The following is a 14,696-nucleotide window of genomic DNA, read 5'->3' as shown; positions in this document are numbered from 1 at the left end:
CACATGTCCGCATCAGAAATGTCCGCAATTTGGTCCCGTTTGGAGGCTATCGAGCATTCCACGCTGGCTGATCTCTTCGCGAATGATCCCGACCGGGTGAGTAAACTCAGCCAGCGGATCGAGTTCGATATTCCAGAGCATGGCCCAAATGGCGTCCTGCTCGACTGGTCGAAAACGCACCTTAGCGACGGTTTTCTGGACGCGTTCGAAGCGTTGGCAGAAGCTGTCGGTTTTGATGCGGCGCGCTCGGCCTTGTTTGATGGCGGCATGGTCAATCCGACCGAGGGCCGCCCTGCAACGCATGGCGCGATGCGCGGCAGCGGCACCGAAGCCGATGTTGAAGAGGCCATGGCACTTCTCGCTCGCATGGGCATGCTGGTCGATGCCATTCACGATGGCGCGCTGGGAGAGGTCAAGCATCTGATCCATATCGGCATTGGTGGGTCTGCGCTTGGCCCCGATCTGGCCGTCGATGCGTTGACGCGTGATCTGAAACGCATGGATGTCCACGTTGTCTCGAACATTGACGGTTTGGCATTGGAACAGGCGTTTGCGGCCTGTGACCCCACGACCACTATGATCGCGGTTGCGTCGAAGACATTCACCACGACCGAGACGATGACCAATGCGGCGAGCGCCCTGAAATGGCTGGCCGACAATGATGTGGCCGATCCGAGCGGGCGCGTTGTTGCGCTGACGGCGAACCCTGAAAAGGCCGTTGAGTGGGGTGTAGACGAGACGCGCGTGCTGCCTTTCCCTGAAAGCGTCGGCGGGCGCTATTCGCTGTGGTCAAGCATCGGCTTTCCGGTGGCTATGGCCGTGGGGATGGAGGATTTCCGCGCAATGCTCGCCGGGGCGCAGGCCATCGACACACATTTTCGCGAAGCTGATGGCCGTGCCAACGGCCCGCTGCTCGCGGCGTTCGCTGACCAGTATTACACGCGCCTTCGTGGGTGCCAGACCCGCGCGGTGTTTGCCTATGACGAGCGTCTGGCGCTGCTGCCTGACTATCTCCAGCAGCTTGAAATGGAGTCCAACGGCAAAAGCGTGACCGCATCTGGGGAGCCGGTGAGCGGATCAACCGCGCCGATCACATGGGGCGGGGTGGGCACCGATGCACAGCACGCCGTGTTCCAGTTGCTGCATCAGGGCACACAGCTTGTGCCGGCGGACTTTATCGCCAGCATCGCGCCGGGAGACGAACTTGACCCTGCGCATCACAAAGCATTGCTAATGAACTGCCTGGCACAGGGCGCGGCTTTGATGGCGGGCGGCAATATGTCAGCCGACGGCAAAGACCCCGCGCGTGCCTTCCCCGGAGACCGGCCCAGCGCGATGTTCCTCGTCGATGATCTGGATGCAGGCATGTTCGGTGCGCTGATCGCGTTCCACGAACACCGCACCTTCGCGAACGCCGTGCTGATGGGCATCAACCCGTTCGATCAATTCGGCGTGGAGCTTGGCAAGAAAATGGCCAAAGATATGGAAGGCGGCGAAGGCGAGTTTGATGCGAGCACGACGGCGTTGATGAAAGCGGCTGGTTTGGGTTAGCCTGAAGGTAGATGGGACGACTCAAATCAGAAAGGCACCATTGGTGGCCCGAAGTAGTATCAAAGAATTGGTCGGACAGTAGCGGCGGTGTGAATTGGCTGCTCCCAGATGGAGAGGTCCGGAGATCCAGCCCAAAGAATTTTGGTGTGATTGGCAACGGACATCACATTAAGCTCGGCAACCAAGGTGATGGCTCGGTTTGGGACTCAAGCTACGAGCAGGCATTCCAAAATGCTGACAACAATTTCCCAATAATAATTAGCTTTCTTGAGAAGCTCGATCCTGCCGGCCCTCCGTTTGAAGCACCGTTAGACTCACGAATGCTCCCGCAGTCGATTGATGATGAGCTTTTCGATCAGCTGCTTGAATGCATTTTGTCTCTGGTTGCTCGCAGCCCCAAATACCGTGAATCTGGGGTCGCGTTGGCCGAGGAGTTTCGAGGCCCACTGCCATCAGTAGAAAGAAATGCATTGATCGGTGCGAACATTTCCAGAGCTCTTCCAAACGCGATGAGAAATCTATCCGGAAGTGGGAAATTTCTTGTTATTTTTTCTCCTGAACGAGAATTCGTTTTTGGGGATGGCTTTTATCAGAACATGACCATTCAAGCCGAACACTGGCACAGGCCCAGTGTTCTAGTCCCACTACTGCCACACATCTCAGTTTTGTACACGAGGCCCAACCAATACTCACCACGTCCCAGATTGACGACCTTGACCGCCAATTCAAACGAGGTTGAGGCGCTCAACCATGTGGTGCAAATTTATGCACGAAATTGCCTCTTTTATGTCAATGAAAAGCCTGTGCTGAGTGACGAATATAAAAGGAATGTTCATCTCATTTTTGGTGATCATAAGAACCCCGTGGAAAGATTGATCCATTCGATTCCGGGCGTGCCTCCGATAGACCAACGACTTGATGACTTTCTCGACCTCTTGAATAGCCATAACCTCAATCAGAATTAGAATAACTTTGACTTTTCACTTATCCTCCCCCATCTGACCCATCGAACGAGACACGCATGCCTAGCGTGAAGCGGCGGCTCTAAATACTCCGCCCCGGCGCATGTCTCCCTACCACTTTACAACTTCCCTATTCACGCGGGCGGTTCTTTAACCACCGCGACCGCGCGCCGATTCCGGTGCGCGCTTCGCATATATTGCGAGATTTTTCTCAATGACTTTTGAAACACTCGGGCTGTCTCAGCCCGTTCTGCAGGCGCTTGATCTCAAGGGCTATTCTACTCCTACACCTATTCAGGAGCAGGCGATCCCGCCCGTTCTTGCGGGCCGTGATCTGTTGGGCATTGCCCAAACAGGAACCGGTAAAACGGCGGCGTTTATGCTGCCTTCAATCGACCGGCTGCGCGAAAGCGACAACCGTATTCCCTTCAAGAGCTGCCGCATGCTGGTGCTCGCCCCGACGCGCGAATTGGCGGTGCAAATCGCCGACAGCGCCAAGGATTACGGCGCGCTTGCGGGCCTGAAAGTGCAGGTCATCGTTGGCGGCACTTCGGTCAATAAAGACCGGAACAAGCTGCATCGTGGCACCGATATCCTGATCGCGACACCGGGCCGTTTGCTCGACCTGATCGATCAGAAGGCGTTCAACCTCAGCGGTGTCGAAGTGCTTGTCCTCGACGAAGCCGATCAGATGCTCGACCTCGGCTTTATCCACGCGCTGCGCACGATCAACAAACTGGTGCCGAAAGAGCGTCAGACACTGTTCTTCAGCGCGACGATGCCAAAGGCGATCAAGGAACTGGTCAGCGGCTATTGCACCAATCCTGTGCAGGTCTCTGTCACACCGGAAAGTTCCACCGCTGAGCGCATCGAGCAGTTCCTGTTCATGGTTCAACAGGACGAGAAGCAATCGCTGCTCGAAATGATGCTTCGCGGACGGCATGAGGTTCCAGGTGAGCTGGAGCGTGTGCTGATCTTCACCCGCACAAAACATGGCGCAGACCGCGTTGTGAAGAAGCTGGGTCAGGGCGGCATCGAAGCCAACGCGATCCACGGCAATAAATCTCAGGGGCAGCGTCAGCGGGCTCTCGACGAGTTTCGCCGGGGCAAAGTCTCCATCCTGATCGCGACCGATGTGGCTGCGCGCGGGATCGATATCCCAGGTGTCAGCCACGTGATCAATTACGAACTGCCGAATGTGCCCGAGCAATATGTTCACCGCATCGGACGGACCGCGCGTGCTGGCAAAGATGGCATCGCGATTGCGTTCTGCGCCGAGGATGAGCGCGCATATCTTAAAGATATTCAGAAAACGACCGATGCACAGATGGAGCGCCTTCCGCTGCCGGACAATTTCCGCGCAGTCGTCGAAGGCGTCGGCCCGACCAAACGTGAAGTGAAACAGCGCCAACCGCGCGTCAAACCCAAGCCGTTTCGTAAGAAACCGCAGGGCGGCGGTAAGCCACGCGGCGGCGGTGACGGACCGGGCGAAGGTTCGTCCAAGCCAAAACAGAAGCATCAGGCGCGCAAAGGCCGTCCAAACCACTCCGGTGGTGGCGGCAGTGGTGGTCGTCCAGGCGGCGGCAATCGCCGTGGAGGTTCCGGTCGTCGTGGTGGATCTGGTGGCGGCCAACGTGGCCCGCGTTCTGCACAGGGATAAATTGTTCGCGTAACCATTCGGCCTCCCATGCCGAAAAGCGATTGTATGCGCGCGGGCGGTTGGCAATGGCCGCCGCCCGCGCCATATCGTCAGGCACAATAGGAGGACCACAATGCCCGATACCGAATACGACTTTGACCTTTTCACAATCGGGATTGGCTCGGGCGGCACACGCGCCAGCCGTGTGGCCTCCGCGCATGGCGCTCGTGTAGCTGCAGCCGAAGAATATCGCGTCGGCGGTACCTGCGTCATTCGCGGTTGTGTGCCGAAAAAGATGCTCGTTTACGGCGCGCATTTTGCCGAAGACATCGAGGACGCTGCACAATTTGGTTGGACCATCGAAGGCAAGAGCTTCGACTGGGTGAAACTGCGCGACCACGTGCAAAAAGACATCGACCGGCTCGAAGGGTTGTATGGCGAAACGCTCGACAATCACGGCGTTACCATTTTCCGCGAGCGGGCAGAGATCACAGGCGATCATGAGATTACGCTCTCAAGCGGCAAAGTCGTCACCGCAAAGTACATTCTTGTCGCCACCGGCGCGCGCCCGTTCGTGCCAGAATTTCCGGGCAGCGAACACACGATCACCTCGAACGAAGCCTTCCACCTTGATGAAGTGCCAAAGCGTATCCTGATCGCGGGTGGCGGCTATATCGCCAATGAATTTGCCGGCATCTTCAACGAATTCGGTAGCAAGGTGACCATCGTGAATCGCTCCGATGTGATCCTGCGCAGTTATGACGCGGCATTGCAGGACCGGTTACTCAAAATTTCGCTCGCGAAGGGCATTGAGTTTTGCTTCAACGCTGAGTTTGAAAGCATTGAGAAAAACGAAGACGGCTCGCTGAGCGTCAAGATGACGGGTCACGATGCACGCGATTTCGATCAAGTGATGATCGCGACCGGGCGCGTGCCGAATATCGAAGGACTGGGCCTCGACAAGGTTGGCGTGGAGCTCGGTAAAAAAGGCGAGATCAAAGTCGACGAATTCAGCAAGACGAATGTGGACTACATCTATGCCGTTGGCGATGTGACAGACCGGGTTCAGCTGACTCCTGTCGCGATCCGCGAGGGCCAAGCCTTTGCCGACAGCGTGTTTGGCGATGTTGAGCCATACGCTGTCGACCATTCCTGCATTCCGAGCGCGGTATTTAGCCATCCGCCGATTGCTGCGGTGGGTATGACCGAAGGCGAAGCGCGCAATTCGCTTGGCAATATCAAAGTGTTCCAGTCCGATTTCCGCGCGATGAAGAATGTCGTTGCAGGTCGGAATGAGCGCAGTCTTTACAAGATGATCGTAGACGCAGCGAACGACAAGATCGTTGGCATCCACATGATCGGCCCGGAATCACCGGAGATTATGCAGGCCGCCGCTATCGCGGTGAAAGTCGGTCTGACAAAAGCGGACTTTGATTCCACCACTGCAATCCACCCGACCATGGCCGAGGAATTGGTCCTGTTTAAGTAAAGGACGCAGATCATGGACATCCAAGGCAAAACAGTTCTGCTGACAGGCGGAACAGCCGGTATCGGCAAGGAAATGGCGCTCCAGCTGAAAGAGCTGGGCGCCACCGTTGTGGTGACTGGCCGCAATGCAGAACGGGTCGCCGCGATGCAGACTATGGGTTTCGAAGTGATCGAATCGGGCCTTTCCGACGCCGCCGGTGTTGATGCTCTGGTTGAGGCATGGGGAGAGCGAGAGCTGGATATCCTGATCAACAATGCAGGCCAGCTGGTCGATCACGACTTTCGTAAAGGCACGCCGGATGCGGATGCGGCGGATGATTGCATCTACGCCAACCTAAACGCGCCGATCCGGCTGGGCGGGGCGTTGATGGAACGGCTAAAGTCGCGATCCGAAGCGGCCATCGTCAATGTCACCAGCGGCCTAGCGATTGCGCCTGCCGCGCGTCAGCCGGTTTACTGCGCGACAAAGGCGGGATTGCGGTTCTACACACTCAGCCTTCGCGAACAGTTGAAAGACACGAACATCCACGTGATCGAGGCTCTGCCGCCTGTGGTCGATACGCAGATGAATGACGGCAATCCGATGAAGAAGATGCCTGCATCAGAATGTGCGCGGCAGATCATCGAAGCCATCGTCAAAAACCGTGATGAGGCTAACATCGGAATGACAAAGGCACTCAGAGTGACGGAGAGCATCCATCCCGCGCTAGCCCGGAGCCTGACGCTCAAATTCTGATCGTATCGTCGAACCGCTATTGTTGACGCTGCGACGCGGCTGCGGCAACGACCTCTGAACAATTGAATCAGGGGTGCGTAAATGTCCGCCAATATCGCCGAAATGGAACGTCGTCGTGAAGCTGCCGAAATGGGCGGCGGGGAAAAGCGCATCGCTGCGCAGCATGCCAAAGGTAAGCTGACCGCGCGCGAACGGATCGATGTTCTCCTCGATGACGGAAGCTTTGAAGAGATCGACCGCTTCGTTGAGCATGACTGCGTTGATTTCGGCATGGAAACGCAGAAAATCCCGGGCGACGGGGTCGTTACCGGATCAGGCACCATCAATGGCCGTCTTGTGTACGTTTACAGTCAGGATTTCACCGTCTTTGGTGGCTCGCTGTCAAAGCGCCATGCGGAGAAAATCTGCAAGGTGATGGAAACCGCGATGAAGGTCGGCGCGCCGGTGATCGGTATGAACGACAGCGGCGGCGCGCGCATTCAGGAAGGCGTAGCGTCACTCGGCGGATACGCCGACGTGTTCCAGCGTAACGTGCTCGCATCCGGCGTCATTCCGCAGATTAGCCTGATCATGGGGCCTTGTGCTGGCGGCGCTGTGTATTCGCCTGCGATGACAGATTTCATCTTTATGGTGAAAGACAGCAGCTACATGTTCGTAACCGGCCCTGACGTGGTGAAGACCGTCACCAACGAAGAAGTCACTCAGGAGGAATTGGGCGGGGCGATCACGCATACGACCAAGACTTCTGTGGCCGACATTGCGTTTGAGAATGACATTGACGCGCTGCTCGCAACACGGCGGTTCTTCCAATATCTGCCGCTGTCGAACCGCGAGACTGCGCCGGTGTTGCCGGTAAACGATCCGTGGGACCGCGTAGAGGAAAGCCTCGACACGTTGATCCCTGACAACGCGAACCAGCCTTACGACATGCATGAGGTGATCGCGAAAATCGTGGATGAAGGCGATTTCTTTGAAATCCAGCCGACCCATGCCGCAAACATTATTTGTGGCTTTGGCCGCGTTGAAGGACGCACTGTGGGCATCGTCGCGAACCAGCCGATGGTGCTGGCCGGTGTGCTCGATATCAACTCATCAAAGAAAGCAGCGCGCTTTGTGCGGTTCTGCGATGCGTTTGAAATTCCGATTGTGACGCTGGTGGATGTTCCCGGCTTCCTGCCCGGTACTTCACAAGAGCTTGGCGGCATTATCAAACACGGCGCGAAGCTGTTGTTCGCCTATGGCGAGGCGACCGTGCCGAAAATCACGATCATCACGCGAAAGGCCTATGGCGGCGCGTATGACGTGATGGCGTCAAAACACCTTCGCGGGGACCTCAACTACGCTTGGCCGACTGCGGAAATCGCGGTGATGGGTGCAAAGGGCGCAGTGGAGATTATCTTCCGCCAAGATCGCGGCGATGCGGAAAAGATTGCCGAGAAAACCAAAGAATACGAAGACCGCTTCGCGAACCCGTTCGTGGCCGCACAGCGCGGCTATATCGACGAAGTGATTTACCCGCGAAATACACGCAAACGGATCGCACTGGGGCTACGCAAGCTGCGAACGAAGCAGCTTGAGAACCCTTGGAAGAAGCACGATAATATTCCGTTGTGAGTATCATTCCCAAAGCTGATGATGTTCCCAAAGGAAAAGAGAGGCAAAGCGCGGCCTTTACCTTATTTGGTGTTTGTTTTTGGACCCTGACAGGATTGTTCGATCTGTTCGACGGCGCAATCGAGATCAAAGGAAGCTTGGAAAGCATGACGATGGATTCTCATCCATTGGCATTTCCTTTTGTGTGGACCGCTATTGTTCTCATTGAGGTCTGGATAATACTGGCTTTCGTGGCCAGCGTGAGGGCTTGGCTGCGCCGGTAAGCACTATCTCGACATAAAAAGCCGGCGAACGATATCTGGTTCAAGACCGTTATGAATAATCTACAAGAAAGCTTCCAATGAAACTAGGCCGTCTCAACCATATCGGCGTTGCAACGCCCTCCATCGAAGCCTCCATCGCGCATTATCGCGATGTGATGGGTGCCACGCATATTCATGAGCCGTTCGATTTGCCGGAGCAGGGCGTGAAGGTCTGCTTTGTCGATACTCCGGCGGACAGCGCCATGAACGGCACTCAGATCGAGTTGATCGAACCATTTGACGAAAGCTCACCCATCAACGGATTCCTCGCCAAAAATCCGGCTGGCGGTCAGCATCATGTCTGTTTTGAAGTGCCCGATATTGCCAAGGCCCGTGAGGAGTTTGAGGCCATGGGCAAGCGCATTCTCGGCCCGACCCGCATTGGCGCGCATGGCACGCCGATCTTCTTTCTCCACCCGAAAGATATGCAGGGCATCCTGACAGAGATTATGGAGACCCCGAAAGAGGCGCATTGATCGCTTGCGCTTCGAACCGGGAACGCAGCGCGCCCTAACGGACTTGCGCAGGCTCCTCCAGCGCGCCAATAACAGTTGCGAAACGAAACGCTTGGGAGAGCATCTTTGACCTACGAAACCATTCGCGTCGAAACCGATGGACCGCTGACGACTATCACTTTGAACCGGCCAGAACGGCTCAATGCGATGCCGCCACAAATGGCGAATGAAATCGGCCAGGTCTTTTACGACCTCGGGGATGCGCGTGCGGTTTTGATTACGGGGGAGGGTAAGGGCTTTTGCTCCGGAGCAGACCTTTCGGCGCGTAGCACGGGCAGCAAGGGCGGCTCTCACGAGGCGCTCTCCAATCACTATAACCCCGCGATCAACCAGATCCTGCGCGCGAAGGTGCCAGTGATCTGCGCGGTGAATGGCCCTGCGGCGGGTGTCGGGTGCAGCCTCGCGCTCGCGGCCGACTTCACCATTGCGGGCAAAAGCGCGTATTTCCTGCAAGCCTTCGTCAATATCGGCCTTGTCCCCGATGGCGGATCCACTTGGATGCTGGCCCGAGCAATCGGCCGCGCCCGCGCAACCCGCATGATGATGCTCGGCGAGAAAATCGGCGCGGAGCAGGCGGAGGACTGGGGCCTGATCTACAAATGCGTGGACGATGCGACATTGATGGACGAAGCCCGCGCGCTCGCCGCAAAGCTCGCCAACGGTCCCACAGTCGCATACGCGCATATCAAGCGGAACATCGGCGCGGCGCTCGACGGCGCATTGCCTCAGGTCCTTCAGGCGGAGGCTGAAGCGCAAGCAATTGCCGGTGCCAGCGATGATGCGAAAGAAGGCGGGCAGGCGTTTCTCGATAAGCGCAAGGCGAAGTTTACTGGAAAATAGCGGCCCGTTCGTGCCGAGCCTGTCGAAGCACGAATTCGCCCTTCGACAGGCTCAGGGCGAACGGTTATGGAAATTCTCATGACTGACAAACCGACCCCCGCCGACTGGAAAGCCCTCGCTGACAAGGAATCGAAGGGGCGCGATCTGACTTGGTCGACACCCGAGGGTTTCGATATCAAGCCGCTTTATACCGAGGCGGATCATTCCGATTTCGATCCCGGCCTGCCGGGCTTTGCGCCGTTCACGCGCGGTGTGAAGGCCAGCATGTATGCGGGGCGTCCGTGGACGATCCGCCAATATGCGGGCTTCTCCACCGCCGAGGAATCGAACGCCTTTTACCGCCGCAATCTGGCAATGGGGCAAAAGGGGCTGTCGGTCGCTTTCGATCTTGCCACCCACCGCGGCTATGACAGCGATCACGACCGTGTTGTCGGCGATGTCGGCAAGGCGGGCGTGGCGATCGATACAGTCGCCGATATGGAAGTTCTGTTCGATCAGATCCCGCTCGATACGATGAGCGTCTCCATGACAATGAACGGCGCGGTGATCCCGGTCATGGCGTTCTATATCGTCGCCGGAGAGCGTTCCGGCGTGCCAGCGGAGAAGCTGTCCGGCACGATCCAGAACGACATTCTCAAAGAGTTTATGGTGCGCAACACCTACATCTATCCGCCAGAGCCAAGCATGCGGATTGTGTCGGACATTATCGCATATACGTCTGCCAACATGCCGAAATTCAACAGCATTTCGATTTCGGGCTATCACATGCATGAGGCCGGCGCGACGGCTGTTCAGGAGCTTGCCTTCACCATTGCCGATGGCAAGGAATACGCCGAGAAAGCGATGGCGACGGGCCTCGATATCGATGCCTTTGCCGGGCGGCTTTCGTTCTTCTTCGGTATCGGCATGAACTTCTTCATGGAGATCGCGAAACTGCGCGCTGCGCGGACGCTTTGGTACCGTGTGATGGACGGGCTGGGCGCGCAAAGCGAACGGTCCAAGATGCTTCGCACGCACTGTCAGACGTCCGGTGTCTCCCTGCAAGAGCAGGACCCGTACAACAATGTGATGCGGACCACGATTGAAGCGATGGCGGCGACATTGGGCGGTACGCAGTCGCTCCACACGAATGCGCTCGACGAAGCCATCGCACTGCCCACCGATTTCTCAGCGCGGATCGCGCGTAACACGCAATTGGTGCTGCAAGAGGAAAGCGGCATCACCAATGTCGTCGATCCATTGGGAGGTTCGCACTATATCGAGGCGTTGACCGCGACGCTGGTTGAGGAAGCCGAAAAGCTGATCGCGGAAGTCGATGCGGCTGGCGGAATGACCGCTTACGTCGCCACTGGCGCACCGAAAGCCGCGATTGAACGCGCGGCGGCGGAAAAGCAGACCGGCATCGACAAGGGCGAGACCGTGATCGTCGGCGTGAACAAATATCGCAAAGACGAAGAAGACCCTATCGACACGCTCGACATCGACAATGCGAAGGTGCGCAAGGGCCAGATCGCCAGACTTGAGCAGGTCCGCGCAAACCGTGATGAAGCCGCGTGTCGGGCTGTGCTTGAGGCGTTGACGAATGGCTGCACGGCAGGCGGCAATGTGCTCGAACTCGCAGTCGAAGCTGCGCGCCATGATGCGACATTGGGCGAGATTTCGATGGCGATGGAGACCGTCTTCGGTCGCCATGACGCAACGCCAAAACCCGTCACAGGTGTCTACAAAAGCGCATATGAATTTGATCGCCGCTGGGCGCAGGTTACAGATGGCGTCGACGCAGTAGAGCGCCGCTTGGGCCGCAAACCACGCATCATGGTCGCGAAAATGGGGCAGGACGGCCACGATCGCGGCGCCAATGTCATCGCCAGCGCCTTTTCAGATATGGGCTTTGAAGTCGTATCAGGCCCGCTGTTTCAAACGCCTCAAGAGACATGCGACAACGCCATCGAAGCCGATGTCGATGTCGTCGGTGCATCCAGTCTGGCGGCAGGGCACAAGACCCTGATCCCCGAACTCATCCGCTTGCTGAAAGAAGCGGGACGCGGCGATATCAAAGTGACCGCAGGCGGCGTGATCCCGCCGCAGGATTACGACTTCCTTCGGGAAGCAGGCGTACAGGGCATCTATGGGCCGGGTTCAAACGTGGTCGAATGCGCGGCGGATATCCTCACGCTGTTAGGGCACAACATGCCGCCACTGGGTGAAGGGCTGGATGAGGCTGCGGAGTGAATCTTGAGAAATTTTATCAGCTTTTGCTTAGGCTGGTAGGACGAGTGGTGGGGCAAATTATTTGTACAGCGACGATTTGGTTATTGATCGCTGGCTTGGTGCGGCTCTACGCATGGTTGAACGGTTCGATTGGCGGCGGTGTTGACCCTGTGAAATTTGCCTTGATGGGTTTCTTGGCTTTCACAATTTTCTACGCTTGGCGATTTTTCGCAGAGGCTGACCTTGAAGGATGACCCTAGGCTTTTCCGTCAATTCGCTGCTTCCAAAAGCGCGTGGTGGCGGTCAACTTCGGATGGGTCTTGTACGGCTTTCCCAAGAGGAGTGGCTTGAGCCTGAGCCTGATCGCGCCGCACGTGTCCGTGCTTTCGCCGATTGGCCCGAGGGTGTGCAGCTTTTACCGGAAGCTGATGCTCCGGGCGAAGAACTCGCTGAAATGCTTGGCGTTAGCGGTGCGCTTCCAGAAGCAGCCCTCTCGACCCATGAAGATATGTGCCTGCTTACGAAGCGCGAGAACGAGGATGTCTATCGCCTGATTGGTGCCGCCGTTGCGTGGCCTTCTGATTGGTATCCCAAGGACAAGATCGGCCTGCCGCTCCGCGCGCTTCATGCGCCGATTGCGGGCTATGAAGAGCACCTCGCGACCGGGGTTGATCGGTTCATGGATTCACTCACGCCCGGCGCGATTTATGGCCGCTGCAATTGGTTTATCGCGCCGACAGGAGAGCGGCGTTGGCTGGCAAAGCGGCCTCCGCAAGAGGAATTTGCGCATGTGACGCCTGATAATGCAGGCGATACCCTGTTCGTGAGATCGGAGCGCCAGACGCTGCGCCGCTTGCCTGAAACCGGCGCGATCCTGTTCACCATCGGCATTTATGTCGAGCCATTGGGCGCGTTGTCATCCGCCAACATAGCTATGCTAGATGGCGCGATAGAATCTCTCGTCAAAGTGGAGGGTGACCGCCGCGGTGCACCGCATTATGCATCTGCATTGAAACAATATTGCGAAAGAGTGCTTCCATGACCGATCTGCCACCCGAAACGCGCCCTGAAACTCTAACCGTTCACGCGGGGTGTCAGCCAGACCCGACCACAAACGCCCGGATCACGCCGATCTATCAGACGTCATCCTACGTCTTCGATAGTCCCGAGCATGCGGCAAACCTGTTCTCACTGGCGGAATTCGGGAACATCTATTCGCGGATCATGAACCCGACCAATGATGCGCTTGAAAAGAAAGTTGCGGCATTGGAGGGCGGCGTTGGCGCCCTTGGCGTAGCGTCGGGCCACGCGGCGCAATTGCTGGCTTTCCACACGCTGATGGAGCCGGGCTGCAATATCGTCGCAGCGAAGAAGCTTTATGGCGGTTCACTCAATCAGTTGGGTGAGGCGTTCAAGAAGTTCGGTTGGGAAACCCGCTTCGTTGATGCTGACGATGCCGAGAATGTCCGCGCGGCGATGGATGACAAGACACGCTGTGTGTTCATCGAAAGCCTCGCCAATCCCGGCGGCGTGGTCAGCGATATTTCGGCGATTGCCGATGTGGCTCATGCCGGCGGTGTGCCGCTGATGGTCGACAACACGATGGCCAGCCCGGCGCTGTGCCGCCCGATTGAACATGGCGCGGACATTGTCGTCCATTCCACCACCAAGTTCCTCAACGGACACGGCAATGCGATTGGCGGCGTGCTGGTGGATAGCGGCAATTTCGATTGGAAAGCGCAGGGTGACAAATTCCCTTCGCTGACGCAGCCGAACGGTTCCTATCATGGGGCGGTTTTGGTGGATGCATTGGAGCCGATCGGGCCGATTGCCTTTATCATTGCATGCCGCGTGCTTGGCTTGCGCGACCTTGGCCCTGCTATGGCCCCGATGAATGCGTTTCTGGCGCTGACAGGCATGGAAACGCTGCATCTGCGGATGGAGCGGCATTGCCAGAATGCGATGGCGCTGGCCGAATGGCTGACAGATCAAGAGCAGGTCGCATGGGTCAGCTATGCCGGTCTGCCGGACAATCTCTATCACCCGCATGCGCAGAAATATCTCGGCGGGAAGGGCGGCGCTGTCTTCACCTTCGGCTTGAAAGGCGGATACGAAGCGGGCGTGCAACTTGTCTCCAACATCAAACTTTTCAGTCATCTGGCCAACATTGGTGACACCCGTTCACTGATTATCCATCCGGCTTCGACTACCCATAGCCAGCTTGAAGGGGATGAATTGATCGCGGCAGGCGCCGGGCCCGATGTCATCCGCGTTTCTGTCGGGATCGAGCATATCGACGATATCAAAGCCGATCTGGCGCAGGGCTTTGCCGCGCTGGGATAAGGGAGAGAATGAATGTCCGCGTTGATGCTTTCATTGTTGTTGCAAGCCGCGCCAACGCCCGTTTGCGACGAAGAAAAACGCGATCAGGGTATCCAGCAGGAAATGAACCTTTGTGCGGCAATCGACTACCGGTTGGCCGATGCGAAGTTGAATGCCCAGTGGAAGATCACCAGCGCCAAAATGAAGGCTCGCGACGAAAGCTGGAATTCGGAATGGGATGATCGGCCCGGCTGGTTTGCAAGCTTGCTCGAAGGGCAGCGAGCGTGGATCAAATATCGCGATGCGCATTGCCGTGTGGATGGATATTGGGCGCGCGGAGGAACCTTGGAGCCTTTGCTCGTCTCCGTTTGCAAGACCGAATTGACGGAAGCGCGTACAAAGGAATTGAGCGAACTGGCCAACCGGCCAGGCTGACAGTGTTTCCCGATAGGTTGCCTGAAAGCGTGTGAAACGCCATAGGCTTTCCAACGCTAGTGCACCCTTTCGGAGGTTCCG

The 14,696-nt window shown here is 57.2% G+C and carries 13 protein-coding genes; all 13 read left to right on the top strand.

Going from position 1 to position 14,696, the window contains the following annotated elements; translation table 11 throughout:
* Nucleotides 1-3: 3 nt before the first annotated feature.
* The 13 genes from pgi (at nt 4) to MWU39_RS07975 (ending at nt 14,615) form a co-directional block, all read left to right on the top strand.
* Nucleotides 4-1,551, top strand: coding sequence for a glucose-6-phosphate isomerase (pgi, locus tag MWU39_RS08035; protein ID WP_247159481.1), 1,548 nt, complete (start codon nt 4-6; stop codon nt 1,549-1,551).
* 146 nt (nt 1,552-1,697) lie between these two features.
* Entirely contained in the window at nt 1,698-2,516 is an 819-nt protein-coding gene (locus MWU39_RS08030; protein WP_348646380.1) for a hypothetical protein, read from the top strand.
* Nucleotides 2,517-2,727: 211 nt separating this feature from the next.
* A complete protein-coding gene (locus tag MWU39_RS08025) occupies nt 2,728-4,173 on the top strand; it encodes a DEAD/DEAH box helicase (protein WP_247159479.1) in 1,446 nt (481 codons plus the stop codon).
* A gap of 112 nt (nt 4,174-4,285) precedes the next feature.
* Complete coding sequence (gorA, locus tag MWU39_RS08020) at nt 4,286-5,641, top strand: glutathione-disulfide reductase (protein ID WP_247159478.1); 1,356 nt, start codon at nt 4,286-4,288, stop codon at nt 5,639-5,641.
* 12 nt (nt 5,642-5,653) lie between these two features.
* Complete coding sequence (locus MWU39_RS08015) at nt 5,654-6,376, top strand: SDR family NAD(P)-dependent oxidoreductase (protein ID WP_247159477.1); 723 nt, start codon at nt 5,654-5,656, stop codon at nt 6,374-6,376.
* Nucleotides 6,377-6,457: 81 nt separating this feature from the next.
* Nucleotides 6,458-7,990, top strand: a complete 1,533-nt coding sequence (locus tag MWU39_RS08010; protein WP_247159476.1) for an acyl-CoA carboxylase subunit beta — start codon at nt 6,458-6,460, stop codon at nt 7,988-7,990.
* A complete protein-coding gene (locus MWU39_RS08005; protein WP_247159475.1) occupies nt 7,987-8,253 on the top strand; it encodes a hypothetical protein in 267 nt (88 codons plus the stop codon). Before MWU39_RS08010 ends, MWU39_RS08005 begins: the two co-directional genes overlap by 4 nt.
* 77 nt (nt 8,254-8,330) lie before the next feature.
* Nucleotides 8,331-8,768: a methylmalonyl-CoA epimerase gene (gene mce, locus MWU39_RS08000; protein ID WP_247159474.1), complete on the top strand. Its 438-nt coding sequence runs from the start codon at nt 8,331-8,333 to the stop codon at nt 8,766-8,768.
* A gap of 105 nt (nt 8,769-8,873) precedes the next feature.
* On the top strand, nt 8,874-9,647 hold the full coding sequence (locus tag MWU39_RS07995; RefSeq protein WP_247159473.1) for an enoyl-CoA hydratase-related protein: 774 nt from the start codon (nt 8,874-8,876) through the stop codon (nt 9,645-9,647).
* A gap of 78 nt (nt 9,648-9,725) precedes the next feature.
* Nucleotides 9,726-11,879, top strand: a complete 2,154-nt coding sequence (gene scpA / locus MWU39_RS07990; protein WP_247159472.1) for a methylmalonyl-CoA mutase — start codon at nt 9,726-9,728, stop codon at nt 11,877-11,879.
* A gap of 229 nt (nt 11,880-12,108) precedes the next feature.
* Nucleotides 12,109-12,900 carry a DUF3445 domain-containing protein gene (locus tag MWU39_RS07985; protein WP_247159471.1) on the top strand — a complete coding sequence of 264 codons (792 nt, stop codon included), beginning with the start codon at nt 12,109-12,111 and terminating at the stop codon, nt 12,898-12,900.
* Nucleotides 12,897-14,201, top strand: a complete 1,305-nt coding sequence (locus tag MWU39_RS07980) for an O-acetylhomoserine aminocarboxypropyltransferase (protein ID WP_247159470.1) — start codon at nt 12,897-12,899, stop codon at nt 14,199-14,201. Before MWU39_RS07985 ends, MWU39_RS07980 begins: the two co-directional genes overlap by 4 nt.
* A 12-nt stretch (nt 14,202-14,213) precedes the next feature.
* Nucleotides 14,214-14,615: a lysozyme inhibitor LprI family protein gene (locus tag MWU39_RS07975; RefSeq protein ID WP_247159469.1), complete on the top strand. Its 402-nt coding sequence runs from the start codon at nt 14,214-14,216 to the stop codon at nt 14,613-14,615.
* Nucleotides 14,616-14,696: the final 81 nt, after the last annotated feature.

It is taken from the genome of Erythrobacter sp. F6033, from assembly GCF_023016005.1.
Lineage (GTDB): Bacteria > Pseudomonadota > Alphaproteobacteria > Sphingomonadales > Sphingomonadaceae > Erythrobacter.
The sequence above is the reverse complement of the archived record's forward strand: the minus strand, read 5'-3'. Positions and strand labels throughout refer to the sequence as shown.

Coding starts and splice junctions, on each gene's coding strand:
- MWU39_RS07975 (WP_247159469.1), top strand. CDS start 14,214: ATGTCCGCGTTGATGCTTTCATTGTTGTTGCAAGCCGCGCCAACGCCC.
- gorA (WP_247159478.1), top strand. CDS start 4,286: ATGCCCGATACCGAATACGACTTTGACCTTTTCACAATCGGGATTGGC.
- mce (WP_247159474.1), top strand. CDS start 8,331: ATGAAACTAGGCCGTCTCAACCATATCGGCGTTGCAACGCCCTCCATC.
- MWU39_RS08010 (WP_247159476.1), top strand. CDS start 6,458: ATGTCCGCCAATATCGCCGAAATGGAACGTCGTCGTGAAGCTGCCGAA.
- MWU39_RS08015 (WP_247159477.1), top strand. CDS start 5,654: ATGGACATCCAAGGCAAAACAGTTCTGCTGACAGGCGGAACAGCCGGT.
- MWU39_RS08025 (WP_247159479.1), top strand. CDS start 2,728: ATGACTTTTGAAACACTCGGGCTGTCTCAGCCCGTTCTGCAGGCGCTT.
- pgi (WP_247159481.1), top strand. CDS start 4: ATGTCCGCATCAGAAATGTCCGCAATTTGGTCCCGTTTGGAGGCTATC.
- MWU39_RS07980 (WP_247159470.1), top strand. CDS start 12,897: ATGACCGATCTGCCACCCGAAACGCGCCCTGAAACTCTAACCGTTCAC.
- scpA (WP_247159472.1), top strand. CDS start 9,726: ATGACTGACAAACCGACCCCCGCCGACTGGAAAGCCCTCGCTGACAAG.
- MWU39_RS07985 (WP_247159471.1), top strand. CDS start 12,109: ATGACCCTAGGCTTTTCCGTCAATTCGCTGCTTCCAAAAGCGCGTGGT.